Source organism: Streptomyces sparsogenes subsp. cuspidosporus (assembly GCF_039532705.1).
In the GTDB taxonomy this organism is placed as follows: domain Bacteria; phylum Actinomycetota; class Actinomycetes; order Streptomycetales; family Streptomycetaceae; genus Streptomyces; species Streptomyces sparsogenes.
Window position 1 is genome coordinate 1 of record NZ_BAAASD010000001.1, and the last position, 16,673, is coordinate 16,673.

The window sequence follows — 16,673 nt, forward strand, 5'->3', positions numbered from 1 at the left end:
CCGTGGTCACCGGATCCTTCCGCCGTGACCACGGCACACACCACCAGCTGATGCTCTCCCTGGCGGAACTCGCCGTCCACGGCACCCCCGTGGACTGGGACACCGTCTGCCACACCCCCCACCACCCGTGGATCGACCTCCCCACCTACGCCTTCCAACACCAGCGCTACTGGCCGCAGCCGATGTCGCCCGAAGCCAGGTCGACCCACCCGGGCGGGGCGCGGGAGGACGCGGATGCCCGGCTGTGGGAGATGCTGGAGTCCGGCGACCTGCCGGGCCTCGCCGGGGCCCTGGGGCTGGAGGGCACCGCCGATATCGAGACGCTGAAGCCCATGGTCTCGGCTCTGGTGTCGTGGCGGCGGGCGCAGCGTCAGAAGGCCGAGGCCGACTCCTGGTACTACCGGGTCGTGTGGGCTCCGGTGGTGGCCGACGGCCCGGTCGGGCTGTCGGGGCGTTGGCTGGTGGCGGCGCCCCATGACCGGCTCGACCATCCTGTCGTACAACTGTGCACGCGAGCACTGACCGCCCACGGCGCGCAGGCCGTGTCGCTGCCCATCGCCGACCTCGGCAGCCCAGAGGTTCGGCGACAGCTCCAGGACACCCTGCACGGCCTGACGAGTCCGCCGGATCAGCCTGTGACCGGCGTGCTGTCCCTGCTCGCCCTCACCCGTGGCACAGACCCTCTCGCCGTCACGTCCCACCTCCTCCGCGCCCTCGACGAACACCACGTCTCCGCCCCTGTGTGGCTCATCACCCACAACGCCGTCTCCACCGCGCCCGGCGACCCTGCGCCCGACCCCCGCCAAGCCGCCCTCTGGGGTCTGGCTCAGAACCTCGGCATCGAGGGGGCGCCAGGTCGCGGTGGGGTGATCGACCTGCCGGCGGGGGCCCGCTCGTCGGCGGCCGCCGCCCTGGCGCGGGTGCTGACCGGAGGGGCGGGCGCGGACCAGATGGCCGTCCGGGACAGCGGCGTCTTCGCGCGGCGGCTGGCGGCCGCGCCCTGCCGGGACGGCGGCAGCCCTGAGCTGGACGGCACCACGCTGATCGTGGGCGGTGCGGACCCGGCCGCCGAGCCGATGGTGCGGTGGCTGGCGAGCCGGGGCGCGGAGCATCTGCTGGTCGTGGTGCCGGAGGGCGAGGAGCCCGACGCGGTGCGCTCCCGGGCGGCGGTCGACGCGGCGGGAACGGAGGTCACTGTGTTCTCCTGCGACCTGGCCGATCGGGCGGCGCTCGCGGAGGTCCTGGCGAAGGTGCCGGGGGAGCGTCCCCTGCGCCGCGTCCTGTGCTTCGTGCCGGTCACCGCGGCGAACACCGGCGGCCGCCCGGCGGGTTCCCCGCCGCCGCCCGGGGGGTCCGCGGGCGGAGGCCTGCCCGGCCCTGACGAGCCGACCCACGCGCTCACCGCGCCGGCGCGCCACCTCGACGCGCTCACCAGGGACATGGACCTGAGGTCCTTCGTGGTGTGCGTGCCGTTCGCCGGGTTCCTGGGCGTCCCGGACCACGGATGGCAGGCGCCCGCGGCGGCCGCGCTGGACGCGCTGGTGGAACGCCGCCGTGCGCACGGCCGGGCCGCGTCCCTGCTGGCCCTCGGCCCATGGGCCGAGAGCGCTGACGGGCCGGCTGCCGACGGGACGGGCGCCGATGGGACGGACGCGGACGAACCCGGAGCGGAGGGGCCCGGCGTGGACGGCTTCGGATCCGTCCTCGGGGGCTGGCAGCAGCCGTTGCCCCGGCGACTGGCCGGGACGGTGCTGGAGCGGGCGCTGCTGGAAGGCGACGGCGAATCCCTCGCCTTCGCCGACGTCCAGTGGAGTGCTGTCGCGGACTACCTTGCGGAGCGCCCCTCGACGGCTCTCTTCGACGCCATCCCCCAGATCCGCGACCGTCGCGCGTCGGCCATGGGGAACGGGCGGGGCGAACAGGGGATCGAGCGGACGATACGGCCGGAGCGGCTCGCCGCGCTGTCCGACGAGGGGCGGTACGACTTGCTGCTCGGCGCCGTTCGGGAGCAGCTCGCAGCCGTGCTGGGCCATGACGGTCCGGACAGCATCGGCCCGAAGGACGGCCTCCGGGAACTGGGGCTGGAGTCGGTCACCGCGGTCGAACTGCGGCGGCGACTCGCCGTCGTCACCGGGCTGACGTTGCCGGCCACAGTCGCCTTCGACTTCCCCACGCCCGCGGCACTGGCCGAACACCTCGTCAAGGAGTTGCTGCGGAGCTGACCGGGAAAGAACGGGGGCGGTGGACCGGCCCAAGCCCGGTCCACCGCCCCCCTCGGCTCTTAATTTCTCAGGGCACGACCGCGGAGAACAGCGCCATACAACCGCGCACGGTGAGTGTGTGCTCGGCGAAATGCTTGCCGAGCATCAGTTTCAGATCGCCGACACTGTCGTCGGCATTATGGAAGGAGCCCCGCTTGTTGTAGTCGCGGATCAGTGCCCGGGCCGCGCGGGACACCGGAACGCCCTTTGCCAGAACGGTGCTCCCCGCCACCCGGGCCCCCGACCGACCGGCCTTCGCCACATTCGCGAAGATCACGTCCGCCTTTTCGGCGATGGTGCCCGGAATGCAATGCAGCAGCAGATTCAGCGCCACGGAGTCGAAGCCGCCCGCGGACACCCCCTGCCAGGAAGACAGCTGGTCGAGCGCGTTGGCCTGGACGGTCCTCGGCTGGAGCCGCGCCAACCGCCGGCTGGAGAAGGCCAGCGTCTTCGGGTTGAGATCCAGCAGCGTGATCTCCGGTCGGGGCACCGGGAACCGGGCCTTGTCCGGAAAATATCCGGTCCCCGCACCGATTTCCAGATGGCGGGCACCCAGGGCGCTCTGATAGTTGCGCATGATTTCGGTCTTGGTGCAGCCCCAGGCGAAGCGGCAGCTCAGACCTAACACCATGAAGTCGTATATGGTGAGCAGCCCTTTGCTGTACGATGCCTGGCCCGCGTGGATGTCCTGTTCTCTGCGGTCAGCGGCGGAATGTGGATTCGACATGCCGAGATGCTAGCAATTCGGCGTGAAATCCAACAGGCGCATTTGATGGGAATAAACGGAATCATCGCTCCGGCGCCCCCGCCCTGTGTTGTTCGTGTCAGCGCGTGTGGCCCCGTGCCGTTCGTGTCAGCCCGCGCGCTGGTCGATGAGCGCGGCCAAGCCGTCCAGGATGCGCTGGAGGCCGAACTCCCAGGCCTGGTCCTGCCCCTTGGATGCGGCGGTTGCCGAAAGGGCCGCGGTGAGCTGGGGAAACCGCTCGCCGTGGGTTCGCATCAGCTCGCCGAGGACGGCGCCCAGTTGGGCCTCGGGGCGGCCGGCGGGGCCCGCCGCGCGGGCCTGCTGGGTGATCGCGCGTACATGACCGACCAGCAGGGCGGCCGCGTCCATCCGTTCGGCGCCGGTCAGCCCCGTGCCGTCCAGGGCGGACACGGCACCCTCCAGCCAGGACAGCTCCGCCGGCCCCATGACCCGCGGCCCGACCGTGGCGTCCAGCACCCATGGGTGCCGGCCGAAGGCGGCGATCAGGTGCCGGGCCCATTCCTCCAGCCGCTCCCGCCAGCCACCGCCGTGCGCCGTCGCCGCCGGGCAGGGGCCGATCGCGGCCTCCACCATCAGTGCGACCAGCTCGGCCTTGCCCGGCACATACCGGTACAGCGCCATCTTGGTCACGCCCAGCCGCGCGGCGACCCGCTGCATGGACACATCCGCCAACCCCTCCGAGTCGGCGACCTCGATCCCGGCCCGAGCGATGCGGTCCAGGTCGAGTGTCGGCCTGGGGCCCCGCGTGGGCTTGGGGTGCGGACCCCACAGCAGCCGCACCACCTCGGCGTGCTCGCCCTCCATGTGTCTGCCGTCCCTCCTGCCCGGCCTTGCCGAAACAACCGCGTCTACGGTACACAGTCATCCAATAGTGTCCATCGGACACAGTTTTCGGGCGGACCAAGTGCAGCAAGCGCAGCAAGTGCAGAAAGTGGATCAAGTGGAGGAATCCGAGCCCATGAACAGGAACGTCCTCATCTCCGGCGCGAGCGTCGCCGGTCCGGCGCTCGCCTACTGGCTGGGGCGCCACGGCTTCAAGCCCACCGTCGTCGAACTGGCCCCGGCCCTGCGCCGGGGCGGCCACGCCGTCGACTTCCGCGGCGCGACGCACCTCACCGTGCTCGAACGCATGGGTCTGCTCCCCGAGCTGCGCCGCCTACGGACCGGCGGCAGCCCGATGCGCTTCGTCGACGAACGCGGCCGCACACTGCTGCGCCTGCCGGCGGAGTTCGCCGGCGGCGAGATCGAGGTGCTCCGCGAGGACCTGGCCCGCCTGCTCCACGAGCGCAGCCTCCCCCACACCGAGTACCTCTTCGGCGACTCGATCACCGGTCTCACCGAGACGCCCACCGGTGTGCAGGTCGACTTCGAGCGGGCGGCCTCACGCGACTTCGACCTGGTCGTCGGCGCGGACGGACTGCACTCCAACGTCCGCCGCCTCGCCTTCGGCCCCGAGGAGAACCATGTGCGCCACCTCGGCTACTACGCCGCCACCTGGCAGCTGGCCAACGACCTCGGACCGGGGAAGGGCTCGGTGGCGTACAACGCGCCCGGGCGCCTCGCCTCCGTCGGTGCCGACCACCGCGACCCAACACGGGCGGGCGCGTTCTTCGTGTTCGCGTCGCACCGGCTGGCGTACGACCGCCACGACCCCGAACAGCAGAAGCGCCTCATCGAGGACGCGTTCTCCGGCCTCGGCTGGGAGGTGCCCCGTCTGCTCGCCTCGCTGCGCGAGGCCCCCGACCTGTACTTCGACTCGATCAGCCGCGCGGACGTGGACACCTGGTCCAGGGGGCGGGTGTGCCTCGTCGGCGACGCCGCCTGCGGAGCCACCATCGGCGGCATGGGCACGGGAACCGCGGTGGTCGCCGCCTATGTGCTGGTCGGCGAGCTCGCCCGCGCCCGGGGCGACCACCGGGCCGCCTTCACCCGGTACGAGAACAGGCTCCGGAAGTACGCCAAGGGCTGCCAGGCGGGTGGCGGGCGCACCGGGAAGTTCCTCGCCCCCGCCACCGCCACGGCCATCCGCCTCCGCAACGCCGCGCTGTCCCGCCCCCTGCTGCTGAACACGATGCTCAAGCTGGGGGAGAGGGTCAGCACCGTGGCCCTGCCCGACTACCCGGCCGGGCCGCGTGATGTCCGGCTGAGCCCGCGGATCTCCCACTGAGTCCCGAGGCGAGGGCGGAGCGCCCCCGCCCGGAGACGGGGAGCACCCCTCGACCAGCCCGTCCCACGAGGGGGGCCGGCCGCCCCACCCATCCCCCCGACGGCTCCGTCCGGGCCAACGTCCTCGGCCCTGGCCGCGCTGCGGGAAGAGGGCCTCATCCGCCGCCTGGGGCTGGCAACATCGACGCCGAACACCTGGCGGAGGCCCGCGCCATCGCCCCGGTCGCGGCCGTCCAGAACGAGTTCAACGCGTCCCGGAAGGGCCTGGCCAGACCGCGCCCGCCGCCGCCCCTGCCGGCGGCGGGCGCGGACGTGACGGCTCGTCACCCGGCCAGGGCCAGGCGTTCCACCAGCAGCACCCCGCCGATGACGATCATCATGGTGCCGGAAGCGCGGGTGACCGCCCGCGCCGCCGCGGGCCGGGTCTTCAGGACGGTCCGTGCCAGGACGCCCACGGCGAGGTAGACGACGGCGCAGGCGGTCATGTGGAGCGTGCCGAGCAGTCCGGTCTGCGCGGCGACCGGCCACCCGGTGGCCGGGTCGATGAACTGCGGGAACAGCGAGAAGTACAGGAGCAGCGCCTTCGGGTTCAGACCGCTGATCCCGACCCCCCTCAGCATGATCTGCAAGCGCGAGGAGCCCATGGTCTCCTCCGAGGCGGCCAACGCGGCCGGCCGCCTCAGCACGCCCCACCCGAGCCACACCAGATAACCGGCCCCGGCGACGGTCAGCGCGGTGAGCAGGGTCGGCGAACTCGCGACGATTACCACCAGGCCCGCCACGGCGAGCAGCGTGTATCCGGCGTATCCGGCGATCAGCCCGGCTACCGCCGGGACGACCGACCGGTCCCGCAGGCCCGCCGCGATCGCATACGCCCAGTCCGCGCCCGGGGTGAACACCAGCAGAAGATCCACTGTCAGGAAAGCCGCCAGCGTCGTCGTGTTCATGGATCGATCCCTCTCACGTGCTCCGTACGAGAGGAACGCTAGGTCGGATACGGCCGAAAATGTTCCCGTGTTTGCCTCGGGATCGCGCAATGTGGGGGAGAATCTTCTCCATGGATGCCCTGGACCGGAAGATTCTTGCCGAGCTGCAGATGGACGGCCGTCTCACGGTCACCGAGCTGGCCGCCCGGGTGCGGCTCAGCGTGTCGCCCTGCCACCGCCGCCTCCGCGACCTCGAACGTGAGGGCGCGATCCGCGGCTACCGCGCCGTCGTGGACCCGGCCGCCGTGGGTCTTGACTTCGAGGCCCTGGTCTTCGCCACGCTGCGCTGGGAGGACCCCGACACCGTCAGCGCGTTCGAAGAGGCCGTGGCCGCCGTCCCCCATGTCCTCCAGGCCCAGCGGCTGTTCGGCGAACCCGACTACCTCCTGCGCGTCGCCACGACCGACCTGGCCGCCTTCCAGCTGCTCTACGACGAGCGGCTGGCCAGGCTGCCCGGGGTCCAGCGCCTGACCTCCACCCTCGTGATGAAGCACGTGGTGGACGACCGCCCGCTGCCCGCCTAGTCGTCGGCTAGTCGGCGTCGGCAGCCGGGCGGAGGAACGCCGTAGCGCGGTCCGGTGGCTCGATCGTCCGCCCAGTTCCGCGACCTGGTCACCAGCGGAGGACCCGGCGGGCATGCTTCGCGTGTGCCACCGCGCACACCACCGCACCCCACCAAGGAAGGCCCGCATGCCGAATCACGGTGACTGGCAGTACACCATCTACCTCGACGGACTGACCGGCCGTGTGCCCTCGCTGCCGATGTCCTTCGCCGAACTGGAGCGGCGGGCCGAGGCCGCCATGTCCCCGGAGCTGTGGTCCTACGTCGCGGGCGGCGCCGGTGACGAACGTACCCAACGGGCCAATGTGACGGCGTTCGACGGCTGGGGGCTCATGCCGCGGATGCTCGCCGGCGCGGCCGAGCGGGACCTGTCGGTGGAGCTGTTCGGCCGCCGCCTGCCCACCCCGCTGCTGCTCGCCCCCGTGGGCGTCATCGGGCTGTGCGGCGACGACGGCCACGGCGATCTCACCACCGCGCGGGCGGCTGGGACGATGGGCGTTCCGATGATCGCGTCCACGCTCTCCCAGGACCCGATGGAGGACGTCGCCGCCGCGCTCGGCGACACCCCCGGCTGGTTCCAGCTGTATCCGCCGAACGACCGTGAATTGACGGAGAGCCTGGTCCACCGCGCCGAAGCCGCGGGTTTCGCCGCTCTCGTCGTCACCCTCGACACCCTCACCCTCGGCTGGCGCCCCCGCGACCTGGCCCTGGCGAGTTTCCCGCAGCTCGCGGGGGAGTGCCTGGCCAACTACCTCAGCGACCCGGTGTTCCGCTCCCGGCTCGCCGCGCCCCCGGAAGAGGACCCCCAGGCCGCGACCGGACTGTGGGCCACGCTGTTCGGCAACCAGCGCCTGTCCTGGGACGACCTCGCCTGGTTGCGCTCCCTCACCTCACTGCCCCTCCTGCTCAAGGGCATCTGCGACCCGGACGACGCGCGCCGCGCCGTCGACGGCGGCGTCGACGGCATCTACTGCTCCAACCACGGCGGCCGCCAGGCCAACGGCGGGCTGCCCGCCCTCGACTGCCTGCCCGGTGTTGTCGACGCCGCCGGCGACACCCCGGTGGTCTTCGACTCCGGCGTACGCGGCGGCCCCGACGTGGTCAAGGCGCTCGCCCTCGGCGCACGCGCGGTCGCCGTCGGACGGCCCTACGCCTACGGGCTGGCCGTCGGCGGGCAGGGAGGCATCGAGCACGTCCTGCGCTGCCTGCTCGCCGAGACCGACCTCACCCTCGCCATCGACGGCTACGCCTCGGTCGGCGCCCTCGACAGAACGGCCCTGCGAAGGGTGCGCTGAACGAGGCGACCGCCGCTGAACCAGCCGACCCCGCTGAACGAGCAGCCCCCTGAACGAGGCGACCCCCGCGGACGCACGACCGTGCCGTCCGACGGGGGTGTCCCTCGACGCTTCGCGCCCGGTCACCCGGGGGTGATCCGGCCTCGCCAGCCGCCTTCCTCTTCCCCGCGGTGTTCGATGAACTCCTTGAACCTGCGCAGGTCTCCCTTGACCCGCCGGTCGAGGACGCCCAGCATGTCGGCGGCCTTCTCCGACATGCCCGACGGCTGGAAGTCCATGGTCACATCGACGCGGGTGTGGGACTCGTCCAGGGGCTGGAAGGTCACGAGGCCCCGCTGCTGTATGTCGCCCGAGGTCGTGCGCCACGCGACCCGTTCGTCCGGGAGCTGGTCGATAACCTCGGTGTCGAACTCCCTGCGGGCACCGGCGACGCTGGTCACCCAGTGGTTGTGGCGGTCGTCCACCTGTTCCACCCGTTCCACGCCCTCCATGAACCGCGGAAACTCCTGGAAGAGCGTCCACTGGTTGTAGGCGGTCCGCACCGGCACCTCCACCTCGACGGACTCCTGGACCGTGCTCATCGTGACTCCTCTCGACATGACATAGATGACATAGCCGTGTGCGCCGGCGGCTCCCGGAGGAAACCGAACCGGCGGACACGTCGGGTCCCCTGGTGCGGCGGATACGAAACACCGGAGGCGCCCCGCGAGAGGCGGCGGAGGCGGGGGCGGCCACCACGCGGGCGGCCGTCCCGGCCCGTCACAGGCGGTAGATCTGCCCGGTCTGCGCCCCCTCCACCGAGCGCACATACGTCCGGGCGACGTCCTCGAGCGGCACCGAGCCCATGCCGGGGAAGAAGTCGCCGTAGGAGTCCAGGGACTCGGTGAAGACGTTCGGGGACACCGCGTTCACCCGCTGGGGGGCTATCTCGACGGCGGCGGCGCGGACGAACGCCTCGACCGCGCCGTTGGCCAGCGCTGCGGCGGCGCCGGTGACGATCGGCTCCTGCGCGAGAACGCCGGTGATCAGGGTGAAGGAGCCGCGCTCGGCGACATGGGCGAGGCCCTGGCGGACCAGTTCCACCTGGGCGAGCACCTTGCCGGTGAAGGCGGCCTGCCAGTCGTCCGGGCCGAGTTCCGCCAGCGGCTTGAAGGGCACCGAGCCGGCCGCGCTGACCACCGCGTCGACCGGCCCGGCCGCCTCGTAGAGGGCCCCGATCCGCGCCGGATCGGTGATGTCGAAGCGCAGGTCGCCCGAGGTGCGGCCGACGGTGCGGACCGTGTGGCCGCGGGCGGTGAGGGTCTCGTGCAGCGCGCGCCCGAGGGTGCCGCTTGCGCCGATCAGGAGGATGTTCTGCTGGCGGTTCGTCATGGTGGCCACGCTAGGCGGGGGCCGCGTGGCCGGTGAAATGCTTTCCGCGCAGTGCTTATGCTTGCCGGTCATGAATGTGGAGCTGCGTCATCTGCGGGCCCTGGCGGCGATCGGCGACGAGGGCACGCTGACCGGCGCCGCCCGCGCGCTGCACATCACGCAGCCCGCCCTCTCGCGCACCCTGGCCCAGCTGGAGCAGCGGCTCGGGGTGCCTCTGGTGGAGCGTACGACGCGCAGCCTGCGCCTGACCGGGCCCGGCGAGCGGCTGTGGGAGAGCGCGCACCGCATCCTGGGCCAGCTCGACGACGCCCTCGCCGATGCGGCCGGCCAGCTCGCGCCGCGCCCGCTGCGGCTCGCCTTCGCCTGGGCGGCGGTGGGCAGCCATACGGTGCCGCTCCTGCGGGACTGGCGCGAGCGCCACCCCGAGGTGCCGGTGCACATCCGCCGGGCCGACGATCCGGCGGCGCTGCTCCGCCGCGGCGAGGCGGATCTGGTGTTCCTGCGGGGGCGGCCGGCGCCGGACGACCCGCACCTCGTGCACCGGGCGGTGACCCATGAGCGGCGGATGGCCGCCGTACCGGTGGGGCATCCCCTGGCCGACCGGGCGGAGGTGGCCCTCGCCGACCTGGGCGCCGAGACGGTGGCGCTGTGCGCGACGGCCGCCACAACCAGCGCCGAGCTGTGGCCGGCCGGCCGCCGGCCGCGCACGGTGACCGTGCCCGGAGTCGACGAGTGGCTGACGACGATCGCGACCGGTGCGGCGGTGGGGGTGACCGCCGAGGGGACCGTCCACCAGCACCCGCATCCGGGCGTGCGCTATCTGCCCGTGCGCGACGCCGACCCCGTCACGGTCCATCTGGCCTGGCCCGCGCGTCCCGGCCACCCGTCGACGGACGCCTTCCGCCGCCACGTCGAGAGCCACCTCGCCGAGAGCCGCGTCGTCGAGAGCCGCGTCGTCGAGAGCCGCCTTGCTGAGAGCCACCTCGCCGAGAGCCGCCTCGTCGAGAGTCGCCGCGTCGTCGAGAGCCGCCTTGCTGAGAGTAACCTCGCTGAGAGCCGCCTCGCTGAGAGCCGCCTCTCCGGCAGCCGCCTCGCGGAGCACGGCGGGTCCGCCCGCGCGGGCCGGTGACCGACCACTCAGGCGCTCGGGGCGGCCCCACGCCGCCGGGTGGCCAGCATCTCCACCAGTTCGTCCGCGCTGCGCCGGGTGTGGGCCTCGACCTCGGCGTCGATGGTCTCCCCGTCGCCCTCGAGGATCGCCCGGATCAGGCTCTCGTGGACGTGCAGCGCCCGGTCGGGGTCCGCGCGTTCGCTCTCGTCGACGGAGATGGCGAGGTTGGTGTGGGCCTCCACGGTGGGCCACATCCGGATGAGCAGGATGTTCTCCGACGCCGCCCAGACGGTGCGGTGGAGTTCGATGTGGGCCTCGTGCAGCCGCTCCGCGTCGCCCGCGGCGTGGGCCGCGCGGTACGCCTCCCAGGCGCGCCGCACCCGGGCCTTGCGTGAGCCGTCCGGGTCGTCGGCGACGGCCCGCGCCGCCACCTTCTCCAGTGCCACCCGCACCTCGGCGACATCGGTCAGGAACTTCTCGTCCACGGTCGTCACCGCCACGCCGCGGTAGGGCTGCTGCTCCAGCAGCCCTTCGTGGATGAGCTGGTAGACGGCCTCCCGCAGCGTCGGGCGGCTGACACCCATCTGCTGGGCGATCCGGACCTCGCGCAGCCGCTGCCCGGGTTCGAGTTCTCCGGCCAGAATCGCACGTCGCAGCTCGCCGACGACGGCGTCCCGGCGGGTCTGGTTGGCCACCGGACGGGGGCCGGACGCCACCGGGCGTGCCTGCTCACTCATCGAACCTCCGCTGATTGTCGGACACATCGTAGGCGTACGCGGTCATGTCCACGGCGGCTTCGCACCGCCCGCGGGCCTGCCGCGGATTTCGGCCGGCCTATTGACGGTGGCCCGCCGGGCTCTTACGGTCCTGCACATCGCAGATTGTCAAACAATCTACGCCCGGGAGTGAACGGTCCACCACCCCCGACACCCCCGGCGCGAAGGCGCGCCCCCCCGCGCCCGACCAGGAGGTACCCGACCCCATGCGGATCACTGTGGTGGGAGCCGGCGCGACAGGCCTGGCCGGCGCCCATCGACTGGCCAAGGACGGATGCGAGGTCACCGGCGACACCGTGCTGCTCGCCGCCGGCGTGGGGACCGGCCGGATGGCCCGGCAACTCGGCGTGCCGCCGCCCATCCGCCCCGGCAAGGGCTACAGCGTCGACTACGCCCCCGCGCCGGTCGAACTGCGCACATCCCTCACCCTCGAGGACGCCCGCGTCGCCGTCACTCCGCTCGACGGGGTCGTACGGCTCGCCGGGACCATGGAGTTCGGCGGCCTGGAGGAGAAGGTCAACCCGCGCCGGGTCGCCGCCATCAAGTGCGCCGCCATCAAGCGCGCCGCCATCAAGCGCGCCGCCACCGAGTCGCCGCGCGGCTGGGGCGAGCCCGGGGGCGCGGCCATCGCCCACCACCGCGTCCCGGACCTCGCGGAAACCCTCTCGCCGCGCCGCTTCGCCCGCTGGTGACCCGCCGCCCCTCACCGATCCCCCTCTCCCCGTTCCCGGAGCACTCCCGTGACCACCCAGTTCACCGGCATCCTCGCCGCCGTCGCCACCCCGCTCACCGCCGACGGCTCGGCGGTCGACGCGGCGGGCGTCAGGCGCCAGGCCGACCACATCATCGGCGGCGGCATCCACGGCCTGGTCCCCGGCGGATCCACCGGCGAGTTCACCACCCTCACGCTCGACGAGCGCAAGCGCCTCACCGAGCTGTACGTCCAGGCCGCGGACGGCCGGGTCCCGGTCGTCGCCGGCACGGGCGCCCTGAGCACCGCCGACACCGTTGAGCTGAGCGTGCACGCCCAGAAGGCCGGCGCCGCCGCCGTCATGGTCGTCCCGCCGTTCTACGACGCCCTCACCTTCGAGGAGCTCAAGGCCTACTTCGCGGCGGTCGCCGAGGCCACCGACATCCCGGTGATGTACTACAACATCCCCTCCGCCACCGGCGTCCACCTCACCCCCGGGCAGCTCGCCGAACTCGCCCGCGAGACCTCCGTGTCCTCCTACAAGGACACCGGTGGCGACTTCGCCTGGTTCTCCGCCGTCCAGCAGGGGCACAGCGACGACATCACCGCACTCAACGGCTGGGACACCCTCACCTTCGCCGCCCTCGCCAGCGGCGCGAAGGCCGGCGTCTGGGGCACCGCGAGCGTCGTCCCGCGCCTGTGCGCCGACCTCTACGAGGCGGTCGCCGTCCGCGGCGACCTGGCGGCGGGCAGGGAGCTCTGGGCGAAGATCTTCCCGATCTGCCGGTTCCTGGAGACCCACAACTACGCCTGCGGCATCAAGACCGGCCTGGAGCTGGTCGGCGTGGGCGCGGGCCCCACCCGCCGCCCGGTCCTGCCGCTCGCGCCCGAGCATCGCGCCGAGTTCGCCCGGCTGCTGCGCGCCGCCGGGGTGGAGGTCGTGGACGCGTGAGCACAGACGCCTTCCCGAGCGGGCACGGCCGCCTCGACGCCGTCGACGTACACGCCGAGGGCGAGCCGGGCCGCGTCATGATGGGCAGTCATCTGCGCGTCGAGGGCGCCACCATGGCCGAACGCCTCCAGTACTGCGAGAAACACCTGGAGGGGCTGCGTCGCCTCCTGCTGCGGGAGCCGCGCCGGTCGGTCCACCGCTCGCAGGCCGGGCGACTCGCGCGGGCCGGCGCGGTGCTGCGCACCGTGGCCCAGCGGGAACTTCGGGTGCGCCACCCGGTCAACCCGGACATCGACGAGATCGCGCTGGTCATGCTGTACGAACCGGCTCCCGGCGGGGGCGTCTCCGGCCGCAACACGGTCGTCCTGCCCAACGGGCGGGCGGACCAGAACGCGCCCGAGACCTGGACGGGCTCGCTCGACCGCTCACCGTGCGGCACCGGCACCGGCGCCCGCATGGCCGCCCTCCACGCGCGCGGCGCGCTGCCCCCGCACACCGACTTCGTCCACGAGTCGATCCTCGGCACCACCTTCACCGGCCGGCTCACCGGGACCACCGCGGTCGGCCCCTACCAGGCCGTCCGGCCGGCCATCAGCGGCCGCGGCTGGATCACCGGCTTCCACCAGTACGTCCTCGACCCCACCGATCCCCTCGCCGAGGGCTACACCCTGGGCGACATCTGGGGGCAGTGAGCCCCGGCCCGCGGGAGACCCCGCCCGCGGGACCGGCCCACCGCCCCGGCCGGGTCCGGCTGCCGCACGGCCGGACCCGGCCCCGACCACCACCACACCTGGAGCACCATGGAAAACGACACCAAGGGCCAGCAGTTCATCGCCGGCGAGCGCCGCGACGGAACCTCGGGCGAGACGTACGAGATCACCGACCCGTCCACTGGTGAGACCGTCGCGACCGGCACCCTGGCGGGCCCGCGGGACGTGGGCGAGGCGGTCGCCGCCGCCCGCGCCGCCTTCCCCGGCTGGGCGGGGACCACCCCAGGCGAGCGCGCCGGCGCACTTCTGCGCTGGGCGGACGTCCTCGAAGCCCGCGCCGGGGATCTCGCCCGCACCGAGAGCCGTTCGGGTGGCAAACCGATCCGGCTGGCCCAAGAGTTCGACGTGCCCGGCACCATCGACAACGTCCGTTTCTTCGCGGCCGCCGCCCGCAACCTGGAGGGCCGCGCCGCCGCCGAGTACTCCGGCGACCACACCTCGGCGATCCGCCGCGAACCGATCGGCGTCGTCGGCTCGATCGCACCCTGGAACTACCCGCTGCAGATGGCCGCGTGGAAGATCCTGCCGGCCGTCGCCGCGGGCAACACGATCGTGCTGAAGCCGTCCGAACTCACCCCGCTGACCTCGGTGATGTTCGCCGAGGCCGCCCAGGAGGCGGGCATCCCGGACGGCGTGATCAACATCGTCACCGGGACCGGCCCGACCGCGGGCCAGGCCCTGGTCACCCACGACGACGTGGCCATGGTCTCCTTCACCGGCTCCACCGCCGTCGGCCGGCAGGTCGCCGCCGCGGCGGCCGGACAGGTCAAGCGGGTCCACCTGGAGCTCGGCGGCAAGGCCCCCTTCGTCGTCTTCGACGACGCCGACCTCGAGGCCGCCGCCCGCGGCGCCGTCGCCGGGGCGCTGATCAACGCGGGCCAGGACTGCACGGCCGCCACCCGCGCGTATGTGCAGCGCCCGCGGTACGAGGAGTTCGTCGAGCGCGTCGCCGCGCTCATGGGGGAGGTACGCCTCGGCCCGGCCGACGACCCGGCCACCGACCTCGGCTCGCTCATCTCCCACCAGCAGCGCGACCGCGTCGCCGCCATGGTGGACGCGGCCCGCGCCGACGGCGCCACCGTGGTGTGCGGCGGCCGGGCCCCGGGCGGCGCGCTCGCCCGCGGCGCCTACTACGAACCCACCCTGATCACGGACGCCGCCCAGGACTCGGCCGTCGTCCAGCGGGAGATCTTCGGCCCGGTCCTCGTCGCCCTGCCCTTCGACACCGACGACGAGGCCATCGGCCTCGCCAACGACACCCCGTACGGGCTCGCCGCCTCCGCCTGGACCCGCGACCTGTACCGCGCGGGGCGGGCCACCCGGGAGATCCGGGCCGGCTGCGTGTGGGTCAACGACCACATCCCCATCGTCAGCGAGATGCCGCACGGCGGCTACAAGTCCTCCGGCTTCGGCAAGGACATGTCCGCGTACTCCTTCGACGAGTACACCAACATCAAGCACGTCATGACGGACATCACGGGCCGGGCCCGCAAGCCCTGGCACGACACCGTCTTCACCAGCCGCTGACCACGCGACCCACGCGGCTCGGTTCCGGGGGCGGTCTCCTGGCCGGGAGGCCGGCGGACACATCGGTCCCACGACCCTCGCCACACTCAGGGCCCCGCCGCCCTCGTCGTCGTCTCGCCGTCCTGGATCGAACTGGGCACCCTCTTCCCGCGCTCCGGCGGCAGCGTCCGCTACCCCCTCGCCCTCGCAGGCGCGTTCGCCGGCTGGGTGACGGGCTGGGGCTACAGGATCGTCGCCGAGGACCACCCCGACGACACACCGACGGGGCGGACAGCGTGCTGTCCGCCCCGGCTACTCTCCTGTGAGAGCGGTGGCCAGGCCGTCCAGCCCGTCGAAGGCGTCGGAGTCCGTCGGCGGATCCCCGCCCGGCCGATGGACGTAGGCGGTCCGCATGCCCATGGCCTGGGCCCCGCGGAGGTCCCAGGCGTGGGCGGCCACCATGAGCACGCGTTCCGGGGGACACCCGGCGATGTCGATCGCCAGCCGGTACACCTCCGGCGCCGGTTTGTAGGCCAGGACGTCCTCGGCGGACAGGGCCTGGTGCCAGCGCAGCCCGGCATGCGCAGCGAGCCGCAGCAGAGCGGTGCGGCCGGCGTTGGAGAGCCCGAGCACGGGGAACCGCCGTGTGAGCCGCGCCAGGCCGGCCACGGTGTCGGCCCACGGCGGCAACCGCCACCCCACCGCGGCCAGCCGGCTTGTGGCCGCCGGGTCGGTGAGCCCGGCTCGGTCGCCCACGTGCTGAGCAGCCTCTCTGTCGATGACGTCGGGGTTGACGTACGCGCGGTGCCCTTCGGCGACGCGTCGCTGCGCGAGGTCGCGATGGCGTTGCCACACGGTGAGCAGTTCCTCGACGAACGCGTCGTCAGCCCCTGGCGCCGCCTCGCGAATTCCCGCCCGCAGCCCGCTGGATTCGTCGACCAGGGTGCCGAGGACGTCGAAGACGACGACCTCGATGTCACCGATCTGGGTCATGGATCCTCCCCTTCAGCCGGTGTCACCGCTTCAGCAGGTGACGATCCTGTCACCGGTCTCGTCACCGGTCAAGGCGGTAACGTTTCGCGGCTCGTCGCCGATGGCAGGAAGATGTCGCCGGCCGTCGCACGAACGGAACGCCAGGCCGCCCCCGGTGCCGAGGCCGGGTACTCCGGGTCCGGGCCGGTCATCCGTGCGGGCGTCCGCGAAGAAGGGAGAGGAAGGGGTGAGCGGATCCGGAGACGATCACGTCCGGATCCCGGACATGCCTGCTGATCAGCCATTGAGCCGCGCCGGCGGGGTTCCGGCCGAGCCGGTCGGCGGCGGCCTGTCCGCGCTTACGGCGACCGGACTCACCGCAATTCCCGTCCCGCTCGCCTTCGGACCAGAGTGAGTGAACAGGGCGATGGCGGTATCCGGGGATCATTGCGCCCGGATGGCTTGTATCGGACGCCGGGGTGCTCAAT

The 16,673-nt window shown here is 72.8% G+C and carries 16 protein-coding genes; 9 read left to right on the plus strand and 7 right to left on the minus strand.

The annotated features are described in order from the left end of the window. Positions 1-2,222, plus strand: a 2,222-nt coding sequence (locus ABFY07_RS00005; protein WP_346172392.1) for a KR domain-containing protein, incomplete at its 5' end; no start/stop codon positions are given. Positions 2,223-2,289: 67 nt separating this feature from the next. Here ABFY07_RS00005 and ABFY07_RS00010 read toward each other — a convergent pair. Both ABFY07_RS00010 and ABFY07_RS00015 read right to left on the minus strand, forming a co-directional pair. After that, positions 2,290-2,988 carry a class I SAM-dependent methyltransferase gene (locus tag ABFY07_RS00010; protein ID WP_346172393.1) on the minus strand — a complete coding sequence of 233 codons (699 nt, stop codon included), beginning with the start codon at positions 2,986-2,988 and terminating at the stop codon, positions 2,290-2,292. Positions 2,989-3,114: 126 nt separating this feature from the next. Beyond that, positions 3,115-3,831, minus strand: coding sequence for a TetR/AcrR family transcriptional regulator (locus ABFY07_RS00015; RefSeq protein WP_346172394.1), 717 nt, complete (start codon positions 3,829-3,831; stop codon positions 3,115-3,117). A 154-nt stretch (positions 3,832-3,985) separates the two neighbouring features. Here ABFY07_RS00015 and ABFY07_RS00020 point away from each other — a divergent pair, with 154 nt between their 5' ends. After that, positions 3,986-5,194 (plus strand): FAD-dependent monooxygenase, encoded by a 1,209-nt coding sequence (locus ABFY07_RS00020; protein WP_346172395.1) that lies wholly within the window; start codon positions 3,986-3,988, stop codon positions 5,192-5,194. 322 nt (positions 5,195-5,516) lie between these two features. On the opposite strand, the gene ABFY07_RS00025 is transcribed toward ABFY07_RS00020, so the two are convergent. Continuing rightward, positions 5,517-6,140 carry a LysE family translocator gene (locus tag ABFY07_RS00025; RefSeq protein ID WP_346172396.1) on the minus strand — a complete coding sequence of 208 codons (624 nt, stop codon included), beginning with the start codon at positions 6,138-6,140 and terminating at the stop codon, positions 5,517-5,519. A gap of 110 nt (positions 6,141-6,250) precedes the next feature. Between ABFY07_RS00025 and ABFY07_RS00030 the strand changes: the two genes are divergently transcribed. Together ABFY07_RS00030 and ABFY07_RS00035 are read left to right on the plus strand one after the other, a co-directional pair. Next, positions 6,251-6,703, plus strand: a complete 453-nt coding sequence (locus tag ABFY07_RS00030; RefSeq protein WP_076971812.1) for an Lrp/AsnC family transcriptional regulator — start codon at positions 6,251-6,253, stop codon at positions 6,701-6,703. A 166-nt stretch (positions 6,704-6,869) separates the two neighbouring features. Then, complete coding sequence (locus ABFY07_RS00035; protein WP_346172397.1) at positions 6,870-8,036, plus strand: lactate 2-monooxygenase; 1,167 nt, start codon at positions 6,870-6,872, stop codon at positions 8,034-8,036. A 122-nt stretch (positions 8,037-8,158) separates the two neighbouring features. On the opposite strand, the gene ABFY07_RS00040 is transcribed toward ABFY07_RS00035, so the two are convergent. Together ABFY07_RS00040 and ABFY07_RS00045 are read right to left on the minus strand one after the other, a co-directional pair. Further along, the gene (locus ABFY07_RS00040) at positions 8,159-8,617 is read right to left on the minus strand and encodes an SRPBCC family protein (protein WP_346172398.1); all 459 of its coding nucleotides are present in this window, start codon (positions 8,615-8,617) and stop codon (positions 8,159-8,161) included. A 178-nt stretch (positions 8,618-8,795) separates the two neighbouring features. Further along, positions 8,796-9,407, minus strand: a complete 612-nt coding sequence (locus ABFY07_RS00045) for a short chain dehydrogenase (protein ID WP_346172399.1) — start codon at positions 9,405-9,407, stop codon at positions 8,796-8,798. 70 nt (positions 9,408-9,477) lie between these two features. Here ABFY07_RS00045 and ABFY07_RS00050 point away from each other — a divergent pair, with 70 nt between their 5' ends. Then, positions 9,478-10,536 (plus strand): LysR family transcriptional regulator, encoded by a 1,059-nt coding sequence (locus tag ABFY07_RS00050; protein ID WP_346172400.1) that lies wholly within the window; start codon positions 9,478-9,480, stop codon positions 10,534-10,536. Between the two features lie 8 nt (positions 10,537-10,544). On the opposite strand, the gene ABFY07_RS00055 is transcribed toward ABFY07_RS00050, so the two are convergent. After that, on the minus strand, positions 10,545-11,255 hold the full coding sequence (locus tag ABFY07_RS00055) for a GntR family transcriptional regulator (protein WP_346172401.1): 711 nt from the start codon (positions 11,253-11,255) through the stop codon (positions 10,545-10,547). 245 nt (positions 11,256-11,500) lie between these two features. Here ABFY07_RS00055 and ABFY07_RS00060 point away from each other — a divergent pair, with 245 nt between their 5' ends. The 4 genes from ABFY07_RS00060 (at position 11,501) to ABFY07_RS00075 (ending at position 15,234) form a co-directional block, all read left to right on the plus strand. Continuing rightward, positions 11,501-11,986: an FAD-dependent oxidoreductase gene (locus tag ABFY07_RS00060; protein ID WP_346172402.1), complete on the plus strand. Its 486-nt coding sequence runs from the start codon at positions 11,501-11,503 to the stop codon at positions 11,984-11,986. A gap of 48 nt (positions 11,987-12,034) precedes the next feature. Then, the gene (locus ABFY07_RS00065) at positions 12,035-12,937 is read left to right on the plus strand and encodes a dihydrodipicolinate synthase family protein (RefSeq protein WP_346172403.1); all 903 of its coding nucleotides are present in this window, start codon (positions 12,035-12,037) and stop codon (positions 12,935-12,937) included. Further along, entirely contained in the window at positions 12,934-13,629 is a 696-nt protein-coding gene (locus ABFY07_RS00070) for a proline racemase family protein (RefSeq protein WP_346172404.1), read from the plus strand. Before ABFY07_RS00065 ends, ABFY07_RS00070 begins: the two co-directional genes overlap by 4 nt. Before the next feature lie 108 nt (positions 13,630-13,737). Then, positions 13,738-15,234: a gamma-aminobutyraldehyde dehydrogenase gene (locus tag ABFY07_RS00075; RefSeq protein ID WP_346172405.1), complete on the plus strand. Its 1,497-nt coding sequence runs from the start codon at positions 13,738-13,740 to the stop codon at positions 15,232-15,234. A 291-nt stretch (positions 15,235-15,525) separates the two neighbouring features. Here the strand turns inward: ABFY07_RS00075 and ABFY07_RS00080 are convergent, their stop codons facing one another. Then, entirely contained in the window at positions 15,526-16,206 is a 681-nt protein-coding gene (locus ABFY07_RS00080) for a haloacid dehalogenase type II (RefSeq protein ID WP_346172406.1), read from the minus strand. Positions 16,207-16,673: the final 467 nt, after the last annotated feature.